At 71.9% G+C, this 20,584-nt stretch carries 24 protein-coding genes; 19 read left to right on the forward strand and 5 right to left on the reverse strand.

The window, feature by feature from the left end; translation table 11 throughout:
* The first annotated feature begins 32 nt into the window (after positions 1-32).
* Together TOK_RS29885 and TOK_RS29890 are read left to right on the forward strand one after the other, a co-directional pair.
* Positions 33-1,067, forward strand: a complete 1,035-nt coding sequence (locus tag TOK_RS29885) for an isopenicillin N synthase family oxygenase (protein ID WP_098961337.1) — start codon at positions 33-35, stop codon at positions 1,065-1,067.
* A 312-nt stretch (positions 1,068-1,379) separates the two neighbouring features.
* Positions 1,380-2,306 (forward strand): hypothetical protein, encoded by a 927-nt coding sequence (locus TOK_RS29890; protein ID WP_098961338.1) that lies wholly within the window; start codon positions 1,380-1,382, stop codon positions 2,304-2,306.
* Positions 2,307-2,593: 287 nt separating this feature from the next.
* Here the strand turns inward: TOK_RS29890 and TOK_RS29895 are convergent, their stop codons facing one another.
* Positions 2,594-3,094 carry an SRPBCC family protein gene (locus TOK_RS29895; RefSeq protein ID WP_098961339.1) on the reverse strand — a complete coding sequence of 167 codons (501 nt, stop codon included), beginning with the start codon at positions 3,092-3,094 and terminating at the stop codon, positions 2,594-2,596.
* Positions 3,033-3,428: a helix-turn-helix transcriptional regulator gene (locus tag TOK_RS29900; RefSeq protein ID WP_098961340.1), complete on the reverse strand. Its 396-nt coding sequence runs from the start codon at positions 3,426-3,428 to the stop codon at positions 3,033-3,035. Before TOK_RS29900 ends, TOK_RS29895 begins: the two co-directional genes overlap by 62 nt.
* A 157-nt stretch (positions 3,429-3,585) precedes the next feature.
* Between TOK_RS29900 and TOK_RS29905 the strand changes: the two genes are divergently transcribed.
* Positions 3,586-5,391: an NAD(P)/FAD-dependent oxidoreductase gene (locus tag TOK_RS29905; RefSeq protein ID WP_098961341.1), complete on the forward strand. Its 1,806-nt coding sequence runs from the start codon at positions 3,586-3,588 to the stop codon at positions 5,389-5,391.
* Between the two features lie 8 nt (positions 5,392-5,399).
* Positions 5,400-5,768, forward strand: a complete 369-nt coding sequence (locus tag TOK_RS29910; protein WP_253258740.1) for a DNA polymerase ligase N-terminal domain-containing protein — start codon at positions 5,400-5,402, stop codon at positions 5,766-5,768.
* Between the two features lie 109 nt (positions 5,769-5,877).
* On the opposite strand, the gene TOK_RS29915 is transcribed toward TOK_RS29910, so the two are convergent.
* Positions 5,878-6,615, reverse strand: coding sequence for a hypothetical protein (locus TOK_RS29915; RefSeq protein WP_098961342.1), 738 nt, complete (start codon positions 6,613-6,615; stop codon positions 5,878-5,880).
* 94 nt (positions 6,616-6,709) lie between these two features.
* Between TOK_RS29915 and TOK_RS29920 the strand changes: the two genes are divergently transcribed.
* The 3 genes from TOK_RS29920 (at position 6,710) to TOK_RS29930 (ending at position 9,426) form a co-directional block, all read left to right on the forward strand.
* A complete protein-coding gene (locus TOK_RS29920) occupies positions 6,710-7,453 on the forward strand; it encodes a dienelactone hydrolase family protein (RefSeq protein WP_098961343.1) in 744 nt (247 codons plus the stop codon).
* A gap of 177 nt (positions 7,454-7,630) precedes the next feature.
* Positions 7,631-8,710 (forward strand): NYN domain-containing protein, encoded by a 1,080-nt coding sequence (locus TOK_RS29925; RefSeq protein WP_098961344.1) that lies wholly within the window; start codon positions 7,631-7,633, stop codon positions 8,708-8,710.
* Between the two features lie 8 nt (positions 8,711-8,718).
* Positions 8,719-9,426, forward strand: coding sequence for a PIG-L deacetylase family protein (locus TOK_RS29930; protein WP_306305177.1), 708 nt, complete (start codon positions 8,719-8,721; stop codon positions 9,424-9,426).
* Positions 9,427-9,441: 15 nt separating this feature from the next.
* Here the strand turns inward: TOK_RS29930 and fdhA are convergent, their stop codons facing one another.
* Complete coding sequence (fdhA, locus tag TOK_RS29935; protein WP_098961346.1) at positions 9,442-10,659, reverse strand: formaldehyde dehydrogenase, glutathione-independent; 1,218 nt, start codon at positions 10,657-10,659, stop codon at positions 9,442-9,444.
* 147 nt (positions 10,660-10,806) lie between these two features.
* Between fdhA and TOK_RS29940 the strand changes: the two genes are divergently transcribed.
* The 12 genes from TOK_RS29940 (at position 10,807) to TOK_RS29995 (ending at position 20,174) form a co-directional block, all read left to right on the forward strand.
* Positions 10,807-12,057, forward strand: coding sequence for an acyl-CoA dehydrogenase family protein (locus TOK_RS29940; RefSeq protein ID WP_098961347.1), 1,251 nt, complete (start codon positions 10,807-10,809; stop codon positions 12,055-12,057).
* A complete protein-coding gene (locus tag TOK_RS29945) occupies positions 12,054-12,578 on the forward strand; it encodes a cytidyltransferase (protein ID WP_098961348.1) in 525 nt (174 codons plus the stop codon). Before TOK_RS29940 ends, TOK_RS29945 begins: the two co-directional genes overlap by 4 nt.
* Positions 12,575-13,933, forward strand: a complete 1,359-nt coding sequence (locus TOK_RS29950) for a phosphoglycerate mutase (RefSeq protein WP_098961349.1) — start codon at positions 12,575-12,577, stop codon at positions 13,931-13,933. The genes TOK_RS29945 and TOK_RS29950 overlap by 4 nt, the downstream gene beginning before the upstream one ends.
* A 71-nt stretch (positions 13,934-14,004) precedes the next feature.
* Positions 14,005-14,757: a dienelactone hydrolase family protein gene (locus tag TOK_RS29955; protein ID WP_098961367.1), complete on the forward strand. Its 753-nt coding sequence runs from the start codon at positions 14,005-14,007 to the stop codon at positions 14,755-14,757.
* 5 nt (positions 14,758-14,762) lie between these two features.
* Positions 14,763-15,020, forward strand: coding sequence for a DUF6295 family protein (locus TOK_RS29960; RefSeq protein ID WP_098961350.1), 258 nt, complete (start codon positions 14,763-14,765; stop codon positions 15,018-15,020).
* Between the two features lie 66 nt (positions 15,021-15,086).
* On the forward strand, positions 15,087-15,554 hold the full coding sequence (locus TOK_RS29965; RefSeq protein ID WP_098961351.1) for a ribose-5-phosphate isomerase: 468 nt from the start codon (positions 15,087-15,089) through the stop codon (positions 15,552-15,554).
* A 61-nt stretch (positions 15,555-15,615) separates the two neighbouring features.
* Positions 15,616-16,401 (forward strand): phosphosulfolactate synthase, encoded by a 786-nt coding sequence (locus tag TOK_RS29970; RefSeq protein ID WP_098961352.1) that lies wholly within the window; start codon positions 15,616-15,618, stop codon positions 16,399-16,401.
* A 342-nt stretch (positions 16,402-16,743) separates the two neighbouring features.
* The gene (locus tag TOK_RS29975) at positions 16,744-18,090 is read left to right on the forward strand and encodes an FAD-dependent oxidoreductase (RefSeq protein ID WP_098961368.1); all 1,347 of its coding nucleotides are present in this window, start codon (positions 16,744-16,746) and stop codon (positions 18,088-18,090) included.
* Between the two features lie 2 nt (positions 18,091-18,092).
* Positions 18,093-18,356, forward strand: a complete 264-nt coding sequence (locus tag TOK_RS32160) for a hypothetical protein (protein ID WP_141566621.1) — start codon at positions 18,093-18,095, stop codon at positions 18,354-18,356.
* Between the two features lie 39 nt (positions 18,357-18,395).
* Entirely contained in the window at positions 18,396-18,881 is a 486-nt protein-coding gene (locus TOK_RS29985; RefSeq protein ID WP_098961354.1) for an MSMEG_0572/Sll0783 family nitrogen starvation response protein, read from the forward strand.
* A gap of 112 nt (positions 18,882-18,993) precedes the next feature.
* Positions 18,994-19,623, forward strand: a complete 630-nt coding sequence (locus tag TOK_RS29990) for a hypothetical protein (protein ID WP_098961355.1) — start codon at positions 18,994-18,996, stop codon at positions 19,621-19,623.
* A complete protein-coding gene (locus TOK_RS29995) occupies positions 19,620-20,174 on the forward strand; it encodes an MSMEG_0567/Sll0786 family nitrogen starvation N-acetyltransferase (protein WP_253258741.1) in 555 nt (184 codons plus the stop codon). The genes TOK_RS29990 and TOK_RS29995 overlap by 4 nt, the downstream gene beginning before the upstream one ends.
* Positions 20,175-20,322: 148 nt before the next feature.
* Here the strand turns inward: TOK_RS29995 and TOK_RS30000 are convergent.
* Positions 20,323-20,584: hypothetical protein (locus tag TOK_RS30000; protein WP_141566622.1), on the reverse strand; the 262-nt coding region annotated here is incomplete at its 5' end.

Consider the following 20,584-nt stretch of genomic DNA (forward strand, 5'->3'; position numbering starts at 1 on the left):
GTTCGTGCACCAGGCGACCTACCCTCGACGGCATGGACATCCCGGTGCTGGCCTTCGACCGGGCGCGTGGCGCCGACGGCACGTTCGACCCCGAGTTCCTCGGCGCCCTGCGCGCCGCGCTGCACGAGGTCGGATTCCTGCAACTGACCGACTTCGGCGCCGCACCCGGCCAGGTCGCCGGGTTCACCGACGTCGTCGGCCGGTTCTTCGCGCTGCCACCGCAGGAACGGCTCGTCCTGGACAACCGGCTGTCCCCGCACTTCCGCGGCTACACCCGGCTCGGGCACGAGATCACCGCCGGCCGTCCCGACGCCCGCGAGCAGCTCGACTACGGCCCCGAGCTGCCCGCGCGTCCCCGGGAGGAGTGGGACGCGCCCTTCCGGCTGCTGGAGGGCCCCAACCAGTGGCCCGACGCGCTGCCCGAACTGCGCACCGTCGTGCTGGCCTGGGCCGACCTGATGTGCCGGGTCGCCGAGGAGCTCACCCGCGCCGTCGCGGCGTCTCTCGGGCTGCCCGAGGACCAGTTCGCCGACGCCTTCGCCGGCGAGCCGCACTGGTTCGGCAAGCTCATCCGCTACGTCGGCGCCGACTCCGACGGGCCGGAGGCCCAGGGCGTCGGTCCGCACGCCGACTGGGGGTTCCTCACGCTGCTGCTGCAGGACGGCACCGGCGGGCTGCAGGCGCGGCCACCGCGCGCGACGGAATGGGTCGACGTCCCACCGGTCGACGGCGCGCTGGTGATCAACGTCGGCGAGATGCTCGAGGTGGCCACCCACGGGTACCTGGTGTCGACGGTGCACCGGGTCCTGCCGTGCGCTCCCGGCACCACGCGGCAGTCGGCCGGGTTCTTCTGGTCGCCGCGGCTCGACGCGACACTCGACGCCGTCCCACTGGCCCCGGAGCTGGCCGCGAACGCGCCGGGTGTCGTCGAGTCCGCGCACAACGCGCTGCTGCCGCGGTTCGGCGACAACGCACTCAAGGGCTGGTTCCGCTCGCATCCGGAGGTCGCGCAGCGGCACCACCCGGAGCTGGCCTCGGAGCTCGCGGCCGGGTCCGTCCGCCCCTGACCGCCGCGGCTACGTAGTTCCCGTCATGTCGGGGAGCGACGACGACTGCCACCACGGATGTCAAGGCACGGCTGTACACGGCCGCCGGACGGCGCGAGGTGCAGCTCGCGGACCTCGGCCTCGATGGTGCGCCAGTAGCCGGTGTGTGCCGTCGTCGGGCCGGTCGAACGCTCGGACCCGGTCCCGCGGAACCTCCGGTGAACATTGCGTCGGGACTGCGCACCCGGGACGAAGCGGGCGGCGCACCGGGGGCGGAGCGGGTAGGCCGGACGACCGGTGGCGGTCGCGCGAGATCCACGGCACGATCCCGGCGTGGACTACGCGACGATGCGTGACCTGTTCTTCGCCGCCCCCTCGCAGGAGCGGCCGCCGGCACCTGCGGTGGCGGGGGCGAGCCCCGCCCGGGCGTTGCGCGACGCGTTCGAACCCCTTGCGTCGCAGGCGATCTGGTCGGCGGAGAGCGCCGATGGCTACCGCGGACTGGGTCTCGACGACTTCTTCGTCGCCTACGTCCGCCAGCGCACGGCCCCGCTGGGCGAGCCGGCCGCGCTGGTCGCGGTGACCGCTATGGGGGTGTTCTCCTACGACCTCATCGCGCCGCAGTACGAGGCCGGGATCGCCGCGATCAGCCGGGCGGACGCCGTCCGCGTCCGCACCACCGCGCCCGGCGCGACCCTGCGCCGCGTGCTCGCCGACGAACCGGATCTCGACGCCCGCGCCGCCGCCGTGCTGGCGGGCCTGCGCCGCGGTCTCGACGCCGCCGACGCCACGTCGCGGCCGTTGTTCACCGGGCTGCGTGCCGAGCCCTGGCCCGCCGACGTCCTCGCCGCCCTCGTGCACGCCTGCAACCAGCTGCGCGAGCACCGCGGCGACTCCCATCTCGCGGTGTGCGCCGTCGCGGGGCTCGATCCGGTGGAGATGAACATCCTGACCGAGTTGTACTGCGGCTACCCGCTGCTGGAGTACACAGCGACCCGCGGCTGGAGCGCCGAGCAGATGGACGCCGCGGTCGGGAGGCTGCGCGCCCGTGACCTCGTCGACGAGTCGGGCGCGATGACCGCTGCCGGCCAGGACTTCCGGCACGGCCTCGAGGAGCAGACCGACGCGATGCAGCAGTCGGTCGTCGACGCCATCGGGGACGACATCGGCGCCGTCACCGCGGAGCTGAACCGCTGGTCGGACGCGCTCGTGGCAGGCGGTGCGGCACCGGTCGACCCGGCGAAGCGGCTGGCCGGGTAGGTCGTGGGGGGCGATGGTCGCATGGCGACCATCGCCACCCACAGGGGTCGGAACTCCTCGTGCACGGCCGGGTCCTGGTCCCGGATCCGGCCGCGCTCCAGGCCCGATATCGCGGCGATCTCGTCGGCGGTGAGCGCGAAGCCGAACACGTCGAGGTTCTGCCGCCGGCGCTCCGGGTTCGACGACGCCGGGATCGGCCCCGCGCCGAGCTGGGTGTGCCGTAGTTTCAGGACATCAGAGCCAAGACGGCTCCCCGGCCGCCGCCCCGCGGTGGCGGGCGCCGGGGTTCAGGCCAGCGAGTTCGCGACCCGCTCGAGGCGGTCCATCGACTCCTGCATGCCACCTTCCATACCCGACCCGATGTGCGCGTCGCGGTGCGCCGCCTCGGTGTGTTCGACGAGCATCGTCAGCGTCGTGCGGCCGTCCACCTCGGTGAACGTGACCGTGTCGAGTGCCTCGCCGTCGGGCATGCCTTCGAACACCTCGGTCATGACGAGCTTCTCGTTCGTCTCGACCTCGCGGTACTCGCCGTGGAACCCGACCTCGAACCCGCCGTCCGCGACCATCACGTAGCGCCACCGCCCGCCGACCCGCAGGTCGACCTCGGCGAGCGTGACCTCGCCGCGCTCTCCGCTCCACCAGCGCTTGATCAGCTCCGGCGTGGTGTAGGCCTTCCACACCAGGTGCCGGGGCGCCGCGAACTCGCGGGTGATGACGATGCCGGTGTCACCCTGCAGCGTCACCGTCGCGCTGTGGTCGGTGGCCAGTGCCGTGTTCTCCGAACCCATCGGACTCCTCCTCCATCAGTTGTGCCAGTACGACGTCCATCCGGTCGAACCGCTCCGACCAGAGCTGCTCGAAGGCGCGCACCCAGTCGTGGATGGGCTTGAGCGGCACGGGGTTCAGCCGGTAGAGCCGGCGGCGTCCCTCGTCGCGGACGTCGACCAGGCCGACCTCCCGGAGCACCCGCAGGTGCTTCGAGACCAGGGGCTGTGCGACGCACAAGCGCTCGACGATGTCGTTCACCGCGAGCTCGCCGCGCGCGAGGAGGTCGAGAATCTCCCGCCGCCTCGGCTCGGCCACCGCGTTGAACGCGTCGGTGGTGGTTGCCGCCCGTGCCATGTCCGAAACGTATACCTATATGGGAATATGTCAAGTCTCCAGTTCGTGCTCGTGCCCGGGTGGAAGCGAACTGATCGTCCGGCGAGGTGCCGCCGACGCCCGCCGACGGGTTGAATGGACGCGGAACGACAGTCGTCTCATGGCAAGGAGGCCACGAGTGACCCAGTCCGTCGAACAGACCGCGAGCGCAGCCCCGACCGCCACCGAAGAATGGCTCACCGCGTTCCAGAACGCGCTCACCGCGCGAGATGTCGACGCCGCCGCGGCATTGTTCGCCGACGAGAGCTTCTGGCGCGACATCGTCTCGTTCACCTGGAACATCACGACCGTCGAGGGCCCCGCCGGCGTCGCCGACCTGTTGCGCGCCACCCTCGACGAGGTCGAGCCCGCCGGCTTCCGCGCCACCGAGGAACCCGCCGAGGCCGACGGCGTCATCACCGCCTGGATCGCCTTCGAGACGAAGGTCGGCCGGGGCTCGGGGCTGCTGCGACTCGTCGGCGGCAAGGCGTTCACCCTGCTCACCACCCTCGACGAGCTCAAGGGCCACGAGGAACCCGCCCGCGAACGCCGCTCACAGGGCGTCCGCCACGGTGCCTTCCGCGACCGCGTGACCTGGGCCGAGAACCGCGAGCGGGAAGCCGCCGAGCTCGGCTACACCGTGCAGCCCGAGGTGCTGATCATCGGCGGCGGCCAGGGCGGCATCGCCCTCGGTGCCCGCCTGCGCCAGCTCGGCGTGCCCACGATCATCATCGAGCGCAACGAACGTCCCGGCGACTCCTGGCGCAAGCGCTACAAGTCCCTCGCCCTGCACGACCCGGTCTGGTACGACCACCTGCCCTACCTGCCGTTCCCGGAGAACTGGCCGGTCTTCTCGCCGAAGGACAAGATCGGCGACTGGCTCGAGATGTACACGAAGGTCATGGAGCTCAACTACTGGGGCTCGACCACCGCCACGAGCGCCGTCCGCGACGGGGACGAGTGGACGGTCGTCGTCGACCGCGACGGCGAGGAGGTCACCCTCCACCCGAAGCAGCTCGTCCTCGCCCTCGGTGCCTCCGGCCTGCCCGTCGTGCCCGAGATTCCCGGCGCCGAGAAGTTCCGCGGCGACCAGCACCACTCCTCCGCCCACCCCGGGCCCGACGAGTACAAGGGCAAGAAGGCTGTCGTCATCGGCTCGAACAACTCCGCCCACGACATCTGCGCCGCGCTCTGGGAGGCCGGCGCCGACGTCACCATGGTGCAGCGCAGCTCCACCCACATCGTGCGGTCCGACTCACTGATGGATCTCGGCGTCGGCGACCTCTACTCCGAGCGCGCGCTCGCCGCCGGCGTCACCACGTTCAAGGGCGACACGATCTTCGCCTCGCTGCCGTTCCGGATCCTGCACACGTTCCAGATCCCGACCTACGAGGCGATCGCCGAACGCGACGCGGACTTCTACGCCCGGCTGGAGAAGGCCGGCTTCGACCTCGACTGGGGCGACGACGGATCCGGCCTGTTCCTCAAGTACCTGCGCCGCGGCTCCGGCTACTACATCGACGTCGGCGCGTCCGAGCTCGTCGCGAGCGGCGACGTGAAGCTGGCCAAGGGTCAGGTCACCGAGCTGACCGAGGACGAGGTCGTCCTGGGCGACGGCACCCGGCTGCCCGCCGACCTCGTCGTCTACGCGACGGGCTACGGCTCGATGAACCAGCTCGCCGCCGGGATCATCGGCCAGGACATGGCCGACAAGGTCGGCAAGGTCTGGGGGCTGGGCTCGGCGACCACCAAGGACCCCGGCCCGTGGGAGGGCGAGCTGCGCAACATGTGGAAGCCCACCGCCCAGGAGGGCCTGTGGATCCACGGCGGCAACCTCGCGCTGTCCCGCTACTACTCGCTCTACCTGGCCCTGCAGCTCAAGGCCCGCCAGGAGGGCATCCCGACGCCCGTCTACAACCAGGCCGAGGTGCACCACACCGAGTAGCCCTGTGAGTGGCGACGTTCGGGGGGCTGTACATGGAACGACCGGCCTTCGTGTTGCACGAGCACCGGAAACCGCGGCACCACTTCGACCTCCGGCTGGAGGACGGCGGGGTGCTGCGGTCGTGGGCCGTGCCGCGCGGGATGCCGGGCCCGTCGGAGAACCGGCTCGCGGTGCCCGTGCCCGACCACGCGATGGAGCACCTCGGCTACACCGACGCGGACAAGGACATCGCGGACACGGGATGGTGGGAGGAACACGACCGCAACGACCGCCGGATCGTCTTCACCCTGCACGGTCGTGGCGATCCCCGTCGCTACGTGCTCGTCCACACCGGCCGCGACTGGCTCCTGCGGATGACGAAGGAGCAGTCAGGCTGAGCGTCTACGCCGGGCCGTGCTCACGGATTCGAGCGTAGGTCGAGGTCCCTTCAGGGCCGGCCGAACGGGAGTTGTCTGCTGGTTGAGCCGTTGCAGCCATGAGAAGTCGCTACTTCTTGAGCCGCCTGCTCCCGCCGTGCCAGTCCTCGGTCCTGCCCGTCTCGGCCTCGGGGACGCCCATCGACGGCAGCTGCGGACGTTCCCGCAGGCTGCGCTTCAGCTCGGCGAACCCGGGGAACCGGGCCAGGCCGACGACGTGGTCCCACAGCACGGACGCCTGCTCCTCGTCGGGCAGCCGGCTGATCACCGGACCGAAGAACGCGACGCCCTCCGGCGGCTCGAAGTGCAGGATCGGTGTGCCGACGTCCTTGCCCGTCAACGACAGCGCCTCGTCGGACTCGGCCTGGATCTCGGCGTCGCGGGAGGTGTCGTCGAGGGCGGCGGCCAACTCCACGGGCAGCCCCGCCTCGGCGAGCGCGGCCTCGGCCAGCTCGGCGTTGCCCTGCCAGCCGGGGGCCCGGCCCTCGTCGGGAGCGGTCTGGAAGATCCGGGCGCCGAACGCGGCGTAGAGGGCGCCGATGGCGTCGCGGCCGTGCTTCTCCCGCGCCGCTGACGCCACCCGCAGCAGCCGCAGGCCCGCGGTGTGCTGGGCGTCGTAGCCCTCGGGGAAGTGGCTGTCGTAGTCGAGGTGCGAGTTGATCAGGCGCAAGGAGATGAACCGCCAGTCGACGGTGTAGTCCCGCTGCGCCTGGACGATCCGGATCCACGTGCTCGTCATCCAGGCGAACGGGCAGATCGGGTCGAAATAGAAGTTGATGTCGGCTTTTCCTGCTGTATCCACGCCCACGTCCCCGAGCCTAGAACGGATCGGGGCCGACGACCCGGCGCAACCTCCGGTAGAACTGGGTCGTCGACGTCGACACCACCCTGGGGGACAGCACATGCCGCGCTCGGACGTCACCATTCCGACCGCCGACGGCGAGGCCGCCGCGACACTGCACCTGCCCGACGGCGACGGTCCCTGGCCGGGAGTGCTGATGTTCCCCGACGCGGGTGGCGCGCGGGACACGTTCTCCGACATGGGCGACCGGATGGCGTCGATGGGCTACGCGACCCTGGTGCCCGACATCTACTACCGCAACCCCGGGTACGCGCCGTTCGACCTGGCGACGGTCTTCACCGATGCCGGCGAACGCGCGCGGCTGGGTGAGCTGATGGGCACCCTGACCAACGAGCGGCTGGTCTCCGACGCGGGCGCCTACCTGGACTTCCTGCTCGCCCGGCCCGAGGTGACGGGCGCGGGCGCGGGGACGACGGGGTACTGCATGGGTGGCCGCGCCTCGATGCTGGTGGCCGGCGCCGTTCCGGAGAAGGTCGCGGCCGCGGCGTCGTTCCACGGCGGCCGGCTCGCCGTGGCCGACGACCCCACCAGCCCGCACCTGCTCGCGGGCTCGGTGCGGGCGAAGGTCTACGTGGCGGGCGCGCAGGACGACGCGTCGTTCGGGCAGGACCAGTTCGATCGGCTCGACGCCGTCCTGACCGGGGCGGGCGTCGAGCACACCGTCGAGACCTATCCCGCGGGCCACGGCTTCGCCGTCGCCGACAACCCCACGTACGACGAGGACGCCGCCGAGCGGCACTGGGCCGCGCTCGGCGACCTCTACGGGTCGGCCCTCATCCGCTGATCCTGGCCGTCAGCACGCGGCCGTGGAGGAGCGGTCGGGGTGTCCGGTGAGCTCACGGAACGACACGTCGAGCCGCACGCCGAGCTGTCCGGCGGCGTAGTGGGAGAGCCGCATCCCGCCGGTGTTCCACGGCAGGACGGCGCATAGGCTCGGTGGCGCCGATCCAGGGAGCTGCCAGTGATCAACGACGACGAACGCATCGCTCTCTTCCTCGACTACGAGAACCTCGCGATCGGTGCGCGCGAGGGGCTGGGTGTGTCGCCCTTCGACTTCGGTCCGATCGCCGACGCGCTGGCCGAGCGGGGCCGGGTCGTGTCCCGGCGGGCCTACGCCGACTGGTCGTACTTCGACGAGGACCGCAGGCTGCTCGCACGGGCGCAGGTCGAGCTGATCGAGATCCCGCAGAAGCTGGGCGGGTCGCGCAAGAACGCCGCCGACATCAAGCTCGCCGTCGACGCCATCGAGCTGGCCTACGAACGCGGGTTCGTGACGACGTTCGCGATCGGCACGGGCGACTCGGACTTCACCCCGCTGGTCCACAAGCTGCGCGAGATGGACAAGCGGGTGATCGGGATCGGGGTGCAGTCGTCGACGTCGGCGCTGCTGCCGCCGGCGTGCGACGAGTTCCTGTTCTACGACCGGCTCCCCGGCCTCGACACGCACCCTCCGGTCCGCAAGAGCCGCCGCCGCGAACCGGCCGCGGCGACCCGCGCACCGGACCCGGTCGTCGTCGTGACCGAGCCGGAGCCCGTGGCGGACGAGCCCGTCGCGACGACGGACGGAGACGTCGGCGGGCTCGTCGCGAGCACGCTGACCGGCCTGCAGCGTCACGCCGACGGGCCGGTGCTCGCGTCGCGGCTCAAGCGGGCGATCCTGCGCAAGGACCCGACGTTCGACGAGGGCGACCACGGCTTCCGCGGCTTCGGTGAGCTGCTGCGCCACCTGGAGGGCGAGCGGGTCGTCGAGCTGCGCCAGGGCAGCGCGCAGGGCGATCCCGAGGTCACGTTCCCCGAGGACGAGTCGGCCGACGACGACGCGTTCTCGCTGCTCGTCGACGTCGTCCGTGGGCTGTCGGGCCCCGATGGGGTGCAGCTGAGCGGGCTGAAGGACCAGATGCGCAAACGCGTCCCCGACTTCAGCGAGAAGCGCTACGGCTTCAACGGTTTCCTGTCGTTCGCGAAGGCGGCCAGGGCGCGCGGGCTGATCGCGATGGAGTGGGACGAGGACCTCGCCGACCACCGGCTCCGCGTCCTGTGAGCGCGCCACTGGAACCCGTGCCCACGGACTGGACGCGCGGGCTCGCGGTCGTGGCCCATCCCGACGACCTGGAGTACGGCGCGGCGTCGGCGATCGCGCGGTGGACCGACGAGGGCCGTGAGTTCGGGTATCTCCTGGCCTGCCGCGGGGAGGCCGGGATCGACACGCTGCCGCCCGCGGAGTGCGGGCCGCTGCGCGAGGCCGAGCAGCGGGCGGCGGCCGCCGAGGTCGGGGTGTCGGTGGTGGAGTTCCTCGACGGTCACGCCGACGGCCTCATCGAGTACGGCATCCCGCTGCGTCGTGACATCGCCGCGGCGATCCGCCGCCACCGCCCTGAGCTCGTCGTCACCGGGAACTTCAACGAGACCTGGCCCGGTGGCGGCCGCAACATGGCCGACCACGTCGTGGTCGGCAGGGCGTGCCTCGACGCGGTCCGCGACGCCGCGAACCGCTGGCTGTTCCCCGAGGTCGGGGAGCCGTGGAGCGGGGTGCGCTGGGTCGCCGTCGCGGGGTCGCCGCTGCCCACCCACGGCATCGCGATCGACGACCACCTCGACCGCGGCATCGCCTCGCTGGCCGCCCATCGCGCCTACCTCGCGGCACTCGGTGGCGACCTGTCGGATCCGGGACCGTTCCTGCGTGCGCAGGCCGAGGCCGCGGCGGCGCTCCTCCCCGGCGCAAGGCTCGCCACCGCGTTCGAGCTGATCGAGGTCTGACGCCGGGGCGGGGCGTCAGGCGGCCAGCGTCCCGTGCGGGTCGATGACGTACTTGCGCGGCGCACCCTTGTCGAACTCCTGGTAGCCGCGCGGGGCGTCGTCCAGGGAGATGACGGTGGCGTTGACCGCGTCCGCGATCTGCACCCGGCCGTGCAGGATCGCCATCATCAGGCCACGGTTGTAGCGCATGACCGGGCACTGGCCCGTCGTGAACGACAGCGACTTCGCCCAGCCCGTACCCAGTGACAGCGAGAGCGACCCGACCTTGGCCGCGTCGTCGATCCCGCCGGGGTCTCCGGTGACGTAGAGGCCCGGGATGCCCAGCGCGCCACCCGCCGCGGTGATCTCCATCAGTGAGTTCAGCACCGTCGCGGGCGCTTCGGTGCCCGAGCCCTCGCCGTGCCCACGCGCCTCGAACCCGACGGCGTCGATGCCCGCGTCGACCTCGGGGACACCGAGGAGCTGCTCGATCTGGTCCTTCGGGTCGCCCTTGGAGACGTCGATGGTCTCGCAGCCGAACGTCCGCGCCTGCGCGAGCCGTTCCTCCTGCAGGTCCCCGACGATGACGACGGCCGCGCCGAGCAGCTGCGCCCCGGCGGCGGCGGCGAGCCCGACGGGCCCGGCCCCCGCGACGTAGACGGTGGCGCCCGGTTTCACCCCGGCGGTGACCGCTCCGTGGAAGCCCGTCGGGAAGATGTCCGAGAGCATCGTCAGGTCGCGGACCTTCTCCATCGCCTGGTCGCGGTCGGGGAACACCAGCAGGTTGAAGTCGGCGTAGGGCACCATCACGTACTCGGCCTGGCCGCCGACCCAGCCGCCCATGTCGACGTAGCCGTACGCCGATCCGGGCCGGTCGGGGTTGACGTTGAGACAGATGCCGGTCTTGCCCTCCTTGCAGTTGCGGCAGCGGCCGCACGCGATGTTGAACGGCACCGAGGCCAGGTCGCCGACCTTCGTGAACTCGACGTCCGACCCGACCTCGACGACCTCGCCGAGGATCTCGTGGCCGAGGACGAGACCTTCCGGCGCCGTGGTGCGTCCCCGCACCATGTGCTGGTCGCTGCCGCAGATGTTGGTGGTGACGACCTTGAGGATCACGCCGTGGTTGCACTTCCGCCCGACGTTGGCAGGGTTGACCCCGGGGCCGTCCTGCAGCTCCAGGGTCGGGTACGGGATGTCGTGGACCTCGACCTCTCCCGGTCCCACGTACGCGACGGCCCTGTTTCCCGACATGTGTTGCTCCCTTGCATCGTCCGGCTCTCCGGTCCCTCCCGGCCTACACCGGCCTCACCCGGACCAAAACCGCCGGGCGCCCAGGTCGCTCGTACGGCGGAGGCGAACGCCACCCCCGTGTTGCCGCGACCGTCCGGTCGGTCGACGATGCGAGACGTGCCGACGACCGCCACCCGCGACATCGCCCCGTCCGACCGCGCCCTCGACCACGTCGCGCGTTTCCGGACGTTCCTCGACACCGAGGTCGCTCCGCTGGAGGCCGAGCTGCACACTGCGGGCGCGGGGACGCCGGCGAACCCGAAGCTCGACGACAGGGGCCGGATGCACCCCCTGGTCTGGGAGGCCCGTCGCGAGGTGCAGCGCCGCTCGGCCAAGGCGGGGCTCTACAACCCGCACATCCCCGCGGAGCTGGGCGGGGGCGGCTTCGGTCGCGTCGAGATGCAGCACGTCGAGGAGTTCGTCTACCGCGAGTCCGGCCTCGGCCTGGGGCTCGCCGCGCTGGCCTGGACCGAGGGCGCGAACCCCGCGATCACCCACGTGTCCGACGCCGCCCGTGGCCGCTACCTCGACCCGCTGTTGGCCGGCGAGGTGACGACGGCCTTCGCCAACACCGAGCGCGAGGTCGGCACCGACGTCCTCGCGATGGGCACGAGGGCGCGGCGCGACGGCTCCGACTGGATCCTCGACGGCACGAAGGCCTGGATCACCAACGCGCACTTCGCCGACTTCGTGCAGGTCGTGGCGGTCACCGACCCGGGCGCGGGCACGCGGTCGCTGTCGATGTTCCTCGTCGACGCCGACGCCGAGGGTTTTCACCGCGGACGTGACATCCCCACGATGCTGGGCGACGGCCTGACCGGAGAGCTGCACCTCGACGGGGTGCGGGTGCCGGCGGAGAACGTCGTCGGCGAGGTGGGCGACGGCTTCTCGCTGGCCATGACCTGGATCAACTGGCGACGGATGTGCCGCGGTGGCATGTGCGCCGGATGGGGCCAGTGGCTGCTGCAGCGGGCCACCGAGCGGGCGCGCACCCGCGAGTCCGGCGGCCGTCCGATCGGCGACCTGCAGGCCGTCCAGCACCTGCTGGCCGACATGGACGCCGACGTGTTCGCCGCCCGCTCGTCGTCGCTGGTCGGGCAGGCCGAGCTCGACGCCCTGGGGCCCTTCGACATCCCCGCCCACCGCGACCTCCCGCGGATCGTCAGCCTGATCAAGATCGTCAACGACGAGGCGTTCTTCCGGGTCACCGACCGCGCCGTGCAGATCCACGGCGGCACGGGGCTGCTGCTGGGCTCGCCCGAGGAGAAGCTGTTCCGCATCGCGCGCAACCTGCGCATCCCGGCGGGGACCGTCGAGATCCAGCGCAACGCCATCGCCCGCGGTCTGCTGCGCCCGTGAGGCTGCTCGGTTGTGTCACCGGCCGGTTCCAGCCCGTCCACGACCAGCACCTGGAGCTGTTCGAGCTGGTGGCGGGCGAGTGCGAGCACCTCGTCGTCGCGGTGACCAACCCCGACAGCGGCGCGCGCCGCGAGGAACCGACGTCGGCGCACCGGCACACGCCGGAGGCGAACCCGTTCAGCTACTTCGAGCGGGTCCGGCTGTTGACCGTGACCCTCGAGTCGGCGGGGCTCGGTGGTCGAATGACGATCGTGCCCTTCGACCTGACCCGGCCCGAGGTGTGGACGCAGTACGTGCCGCGCCACGCCCACCAGTACGTCCGCGCCTTCTCGGCGTGGGAACGCGACAAGGCGGGGCGCCTCGCGGCCGCGGGTTACGAGGTGACCGTCATCGAGGGCGACCCGGCGACGAAACGCCACGCCGCCGACGTCCGCGCGCTCCTCGCCTCCGGCGAGGGCTGGGAGAAGCTCGTCCCGGCGGCCACGGTCCCTGTCCTGCGCGCGCTGGCGGACTCGCGATGAGGGAACCCGGGTACGGCGAGGACCAGCCACGGCTCGACGACGACCGGATGCCCGTCGTGCTCGTCGTCCTCGACGGGCTGGGTGACCGGCCCGTCGCCGAGCTGGGCGACCGCACCCCGGCCGAGGCCGCGCACACCCCGGTGCTCGACGAGCTGGCCCGGCGCGGGGCCTCCGGCTGGCACCTGCCGTTCGGCTGGGGGCGCGCGCCCGCGTCGGAGCTGGCGCACTGGGCGATGTTCGGGTTCGCCGACATCCCGTTCCCGGGACGCGCGGTCGTCGAGGCCCTCGGCGCGGGTGTCGACGTGCCCTACGGCGTGGCAGCCACCCACGCGGCGCTGCGGACGTCGGTCACCGACCGGGGCCTGGTGTGGCTCACCGGCCGCGCCGCCCGGACCGATGCCGACGACGCCGCCGCGCTGCTGGAGGCGCTCGACCCCGTACTGGCCCGGTACGGCGCGACGCTGCAGCCGCTCGGTGGCCGCGGCGAGGCGTTGCTGCTGCTCGACGGCCATCCCGAAGGCGCCGTCACCGACTCCGACGCGTTCTTCGAGGACCGCCACCCGTGGCTGCGGCCGCTGCCGACGCGCCCCGTCGACACCCCGGCCGCGCTCGTCCTCACCGACCTGCTCCTCGACGCCCGCGACCTGCTCCTCGGCCATCCCGTCAACGCCGCCCGCCGCGACCGCGGCCTCCCCGCCCTCGACGTCCTCACCACCAAGTGGTCGGGCACCCGCGAGCTGATCCCGACCTTCACCGCCAACGCCGGCGTCGCCGGCGGGATGGTCACCAGTACGCGGCTCTACCGGGGGCTGGCGGCGACGCTGGAGATGACCGACCTGCACGTCCCGCCGGTGCCCGACGTGGCCGCCGACCTGGCAGCGCGCGTCGACGCGGCCGGCAGCCTGATCGCCGGGGGTGCGCGGTTCGTCCACGTCCACACCAAGGCGACCGACGAGGCCGGCCACACCAAGCAGCCGCTCGCGAAGCGCGACGTGATCGAGGCCGCCGACCGCGGTCTGGCCGCCCTGCACGACCTGGCCGGCCGCGCCGTCGTCTGCGTGACCGGCGACCACGCCACCCCGTCGACGGGCGGGGTCCTGCACACCGCCGACCCGACCCCGCTCGTCGTGGCCGGTCCCGCCGTCCGCCCCGACGCCGTCGCCGTGTTCGGGGAGAGCCACGCCCACGGCGGCTGGTACGGGGCGGTCCGTGCGGCGGAGCTGCTGCCACTGCTGTTCGGGCACGCCAACCGGCCCGTGTTCCTGGGCCACCGCGCGACGGCCGGGCCCACCCTCGCCCTGCCCGACCACCCCGAGCCGATGCCCCCGCGTGACGCCAGGCGGTGGCCGGGGTAAGCATGGTCGGACAGCGAAAGGTCAACGGGCGCAAGCGAACCAGTGCGAACGTGACGATCCGGGAGGAACCCGTGGGGTACGACGCGGTGATCGCCGAGACCATCGGCATCCAGGGCGCGAACGGCGACGAGATCGAGGCCTACAGCGCCCGGCCGCTCGACGGTGCGGCCCGCGGCGGCGTGGTGGTCATCCACCACATGCCCGGGTACGACCGGGAGAGCAAGGAGACCATCCGGCGCTTCGCCGCCGAGGGCTACAACGCGGTCGGCCCCAACCTCTACACGCGCGAGGCCCCCGGCGCGGCCCCCGACGACGCGGCGGCGACGGCTCGGGCCAACGGCGGTGTCCCCGACGACCGCCTCGTCGGCGATGTCGCGGGGGCCGCGGCGTGGCTGCGCCGGTTGCCGAACTCGAACGGGAAGGTCGGCACGATCGGGTACTGCTCGGGCGGTCGCCAGGCGTTCCTGACCGCGCTGGAGCTCGACATCCAGGGCGCGGTGGACTGCTACGGCGCGTTTGTCACCGGCACGCCGCCCGAGGGGTTCCCGCTCAAGGTCGGTCCGCTGGGCGACCGGGTCGGCGAGCTGCGCGCGCCCGTCCTGGGCATGTTCGGCAACGACGACAAGCATCCCTCGCCCGCCGACGTCGACGAGCTGGAGAAACTGCTGCAGGAGGCGGGCAAGGAGTACGAGTTCCACCGCTACGACGACACCGGCCACTCGTTCTTCTCCGTCGACCGGCCCGCCTACCGCCCGACCTCGGCCGTCGACGGCTGGGAGAAGATCCTCGCCTTCTTCGGCGCGAAGCTCGGCGGGGAGGCCTGACCCGGATGTGCACGTACAGCACCGAGAAGATCGACGTCGACCGCAGCAGCGGCAAGGGTGCCGACGGCTGGTTCCCGCTGCGCACGGCGACGGTCTACTACGACCATCCCGTCCACGCCCCGGACGACCACACCGTCAACATCGACTTCCTCGCCCCCGACCGCGGGCCCGGCGCGCGGGTGGCCGTCGAGCTCAGCCTGGACACCGCGAAGGCGTTGCTCGAGGCCCTGCAGGTCACGGTCGAGCGGGCCGCGCACCACTGACGTTCCCCCGGCGGATCCCCCCGGCGCGGCTGACCGTGCCGGGGGCGGACCGGCACCATCTCGCCCGTGCGCGTGTATCTGGGTGCTGACCATGCCGGCTTCGACCTCAAGGCGGTGCTGATCGAGCACCTCGTCGGGGAGGGCCATGACGTCGTCGACGTCGGCGCGCTCGCCTACGACGCCCAGGACGACTACCCGGCCTTCTGTCTGGAGACGGCGCGGCGCGTCGTCGACGACGAGGGCTCGCTGGGCATCGTGCTGGGCGGCTCGGGCAACGGCGAGCAGATCTCGGCCAACAAGGTGCCGGGCTGCCGGGCTGCTCTGGCGTGGAGCGTCGAGACCGCGACGCTGGCCCGTGAGCACAACGGCGCGCAGGTCATCGGCGTCGGCGCCCGGATGCACTCCGAGGATGAGGCGAAGGCGATCGTCGACGCGTTCCTGGCCACCCCGTTCTCCGGCGAGGCCCGCCACCAGCGGCGCATCGACGTGCTGTCCGCGTTCGAGGAGGACCACGAGTACCCGCCGGTGGCCTGAGATCGGCGACACGGTTTCCGATAGTGGATGACCGCCCACTATCCGAAGTAGAATCGGCCCGGTGACACTTCCTGCCTTCCTCGACCTTCCGCCGCGCTCGGTCAAACCGCGGTCGGTCGGCGTCACCCACGTCATCGACCAGGGGGCCGGTACTGCGGCCACGGCCGACCTCCTGGCGTCGGCAGCAGGGCATATCGACATCTGGAAGGTCGGCTGGGGCACCGCCTACGTCGACTCCGCGCTGTCGGCCAAGCTCGCGCTGCTCGAGGCGCACGATGTCGCGGCCTGCCTCGGCGGCACCATGCTGGAGATCGCGTGGGCCCAGGGCGCGGCCGAGGCCTGCCTCGAGTGGGCGGGAGAGGTCGGCTTCCGGCTGATCGAGGTCTCACGGGGCACCGTCGCGATGTCGATGTCGGAGAAGCGGGCGCTGATCCGGCGCGCGGCGCGCGACTTCACGGTCCTCGCCGAGACCGGTGCCAAGTCGCCGGGCGAGCGCAACGCCGCGCGGCACTGGCCGGCCGAGTGCCTGTCCGACCTCGACGCGGGCGCGCGTCTCGTCGTCACCGAGGGCCGGCAGAGCGGCACGGTCGGCACGTTCGACGAGTCGGGCCGGGTCCGTCCCGACGTCGTCGAGGCCGTCGTGGCCGCCACCGGCGTCGAGCGGGTCATCTTCGAGGCACCGCGTGCGTCCCAGCAGGCCTGGTTCGTCCGCCGCTTCGGGCCCGACGTCAACCTGGGCAACGTCGCGCTCGCCGACGTGCTGTCGGTGGAGACGCTGCGGCTCGGGCTGCGCTCCGACACCGCGGCGGTCGTCCGCCGCGAGCACCAGGAGGCCGAGCTCGCCTGAGCCGGCGTCGTCCACCGCCGCGACGTGCCGTTCGAACCCACCACGAGGCCGGACAGCGACCCGACAGGGACGCCGTCCGGCCTCCCTCGTTCCCGGTCAGCCCCGGGGCACGCGGCACCCCGGGACTGCGGCACCATGGGGCCACAACGGTCTCCCGTGACGACGTCTCCGGCCACAGGTCCGACCGGGCGCCGCACCTGACCAGGAACGACGGTGTTGCGCACCGGTTTACACCTGTCGGGGGGCGTTGACACCGAACGGCCGTTGAGTATGGTAAAAATCCTGAATCGCATAGTGAACGACTGGCGAACCTCAGCGCAGACGGCGGAAGGCGGGCGGAACGTGCCGCGGAAGACAGTGATCATCGGTGGGGGTCCTGCCGGGACAGGCGCCGCGGGCGGCGTGAAGGCCGTGGATCCCTCCGCTGAGGTGGTTCTTTACACCCAGTTCGAGGACATCGCCTACAGCCCGTGCGGCATTCCTTATGTCCACGGTGGCGAGATCGACAGCTTCGACCGGCTGATCCTGGCGGGCAAGCAGGCGTACGTGGACGCGGGTATCGACGTCCACTACGAGAGCACCGTGACCTCGATCAACACGGCGAAGAAGACCATCACGGTCAAGGGCGAGGGCGAGGTGTCCTACGACAGCCTCGTCATCGGCACCGGCTTCGCCTACGCCGACCCGGGCGTGCCCGGCACCGACCTCGGCGGCCTGTACTACGTCAAGAACATCCGGGCCGCCCAGGAATGGGACAAGGTCATCGCCAACTCCAAGCGGGCGGTCGTCGTCGAGGCGTCCCCGCTGGCCATGGAGATGGTCACGGCCCTGGCCCACCGGGGTATCGAGACCCACCTGATCGACCCGAACCCGTACGCCCTGTCCAACATGGCGGACGCGGACATCATGGCTCCCGTCGAGGAGTCGTTCCGCGAGCTCGGGATCCACCTGCACTTCAACACCACCCTCGAGGCCTTCCTGGGCGACTCCGAGGGCAAGCTGCGCGCGATCAAGACCTCGGCGGGCGAGATCCCGGTCGACCTCGCGGTCGTCGCGACGCACAAGACCCCGAACAACGCCCTCGCGGCGGCGGCCGGGATCAAGATCGGCTCGACCGGCGGCCTCGTCGTCGACGAGAACATGAAGACGTCGGCTCCCGACGTGTGGGCCGCGGGCGACGCCTGCGAGATCCCGCACGGTCTCGCCGGCACGCCGCTGCAGGGCCTCACCGGCTCGCACGCGTACGCCCAGGGCAAGACGGCCGGCCAGAACGCCGGGGGTGGGTCCAAGGCCTACCGCACCGTGTTCATCCCCTGGGGTACGCCTGCAGGCAAGTGGGTCATCGGTGGTGCGTCGTTCGGCGAGGCCACCGCGACCGCTCTCGGCATTCCCTACATCGTGGGTGTCGCCGAGGGGGTCTCGCGCTCGCGCTACTACTCGGGCGTGAAGAAGACCAAGCTCAAGATCCTTGCCGACCCCAAGTCGCACAAGATCCTCGGCGCCCAGATGGTCGGCGGCGGTGACGGCATCAAGGAGCGGGCCGACTTCCTCGCGCAGGCGATCCGCTTCGGCATGACGCTCGAGGACCTCGCCACGATGGAGAGCGTCTTCTCGCCCGCCATCGGCGCGCTCACCGAGCCGATCGTCGCCGCGGCGAACAACGGTCTCGCCGCAGCGAAGAAGGGCTGATAGTGGCAAGCGGTTTCTCCGGCTGGCTCCGCCACAACGCCGAGCACTACCTCCTTGTCGACGCCCAGCGGAAGCTGTCGGCCAAGCTCGGGACGGCCGCCCCGCGGCCGCCCCAGGGCGCCAAGGAGATCTTCTGGCTGAAGATCTTCGCCCCGGTGTACAGCGTGCTGCCGTGGTCCCTCCGACACGCGATCATGCGCGCCATGCCGGGAAGCCATCGGAAGACGTGGGCCTCGCCGCCGGCTCTGCAGGGGCCGGCGGTCTGACCCTCGAAGCACCACCCACCCAACAAGAAGGAGTGCACTGTGGCTCAGATCGTCGGTGAGCGGGCTCAGGCGGGCGACGCGATTGTCGACTACGACGAGAAGCTGTTCGACGACATCCAGGCCGAGGCGGGCGAGAAGGCCTACATCTTCATGCACACCGTGCCCTACGAGGGCTCGGTCGGTCTGGTCAACATGCTGACCTGTACCCGCATCAACCGTAAGGGCTTCGACACCAGCCTCGTTCTCTACGGCCCCGGCGTGCTCATGGGCTCCGCCACCCGTGGTTTCCCGACCGTCGGCTCGGAGGCCTTCCCCGGCCACCTCGCCTACAACAACCAGCTGCAGACGTTCATGAAGGAGGGCGGCAAGGTTCTTGCCTGCCGCTTCGCCATGGCCGCGCTCTACGGCATGCGGGAGACCGACCTGATCGAGGGCATCACCCCGATCCACCCGCTCGACATCCTGGACTGCACCCTGACCGCCCGCCGTGAGGGCGCGCTCGTCATGCAGACCTGGACCCTCTGATACATCGTCACACCCTGCTCGACCACGATGACAGGGCTCGGCGTCGTCCGGGCCCTGTCATCGGGTCGAGTTGCTCCTTCGAGTCCGGGGAGCTGACCAGAACGGCACCCCAGTGGACAGTCACGAGGCACTGGACGTTGCCCGGACGCGATGGCGCGCCGCCGAGGAGCGTCTCTACCCGACCCTGATCGCCGATCCGGCCGCCGGTGCGCGCGCCGTCGACGCGATCCGGCAGTTGCTCGTCGAGCTCCGACGGCACGGCTCCGACCTCGCAGGTCTCCTGGCCACCGCAGCGGATCCCCGCGCGCTGGTCGCGCCACTCTCGTTGCCCTGCAACGAGTTCCCGGTCGAGATGCTCGTGGGTGTCGCCTGCGGCGCCCGGCTCCGGGAGATCGTCGCCGACCAGGACCATCGGCGGATCGAGCAGCTCATCGCGCGCGGCGTCGCCGCAGGCGCGACGTGGGTCGTGCTCGACGGTCCGGACGACCCGGACGCTCTGACCGAGGGCCGCCACGTGATCGTCCACGTGACGTCGAGGACGGTCCTCACCGCCACGGTCGACCCGTGGACGGACGACCAGCCCTACGAGCTGCACGTCCTCCCGTCAGCCGGGGACCCCCTCGCACGCAGGTTCGGCGATCGCGCCGAATGGCTCGACGAGTTCCGGCTGTGCCGGCGCGACGTCGAGACGCTGCACGGGGACCCGGACCGGACGGGCGCGACGCGGACGGGAGCACGGTGACCACCACCGACATCACCACGGGTACGGCCGCACGGCGTCCGGGAGCAGGTGCGCCCCGCCCCCGGCTGGAGTGCAAGCTCGCCGCCGACGACGCCGATCTCGCCTACCACCACGCCATCCGGCGCTCGGTGTTCGTGCTGGAGCAGCACGTCTTCGCCCGCTCCGACCACGACATCCGCGACGACGACGCGGCCACCATGAGGATCGTCGGCTACGCCGACGGCGAGCCCGCGGGCACCGTGCGGCTCTACCCGCTCGACCCCGGTGAGCCCACCGGCGACTGGCAGGGCGACCGCCTCGCGGTGCTCCTGCCGTTCCGCAGCACCCTGCTCGGGCTGCCGCTCGTGCGTGCCGCCGTCTCCGCCGCCGCGGCCCGGGGCGGGTCCCGGATGATCGCCCACGTACAGCCGGCCAACCGGACGTTCTTCCGGCGGCTGGGCTGGACGCAGATCGGCGAGCCCGAGGTCTACCTCGGCCTGCCGCACCTGCTCATGGAGATCGACCTCGTCGCCGCCCGGGCTGCTGCCGCCGCCCGCACGGTCACCGGCTGACCCACCGCCGATCCGGTTGCCGGCGCCTGCAGAACCGCGGCTGCCGGCGCCTGCCGGGCGCAGCCTCCGGCGCCGGCAGAACGCGGCTCGCGAACTCGGGGTGGTGGCGCGCCGACCTGTCCGGTCGTCTCCGAGCAGCGGTGCCGGCTCAGGACGTCCGGACCCGGTCGGTGACCAGCCTGCCCGCGCGCCCGAACGTCTCCCGCAGCTCCGGGGGAAGCGCGGCCGCGACCCGGGCCGTCGCCGCCCGGCGGTCGGCCGGGCTCCCCAGCATGCCGACGACCAGGTCGGACTTGGTGCGCGCCGCCACCAGCGCGGCCTCGGGGTGACGGCCGAGGGCGGCGAGGGCGAGGGCCTCGTACTTGGGGCTGGAGTAGAGGCGGGCTTCGGTGAGGAGTGCGTCGGCGTGG

The sequence above is a fragment of the Pseudonocardia sp. N23 genome, from assembly GCF_002583555.1.
In the GTDB taxonomy this organism is placed as follows: Bacteria; Actinomycetota; Actinomycetes; order Mycobacteriales; family Pseudonocardiaceae; genus Pseudonocardia.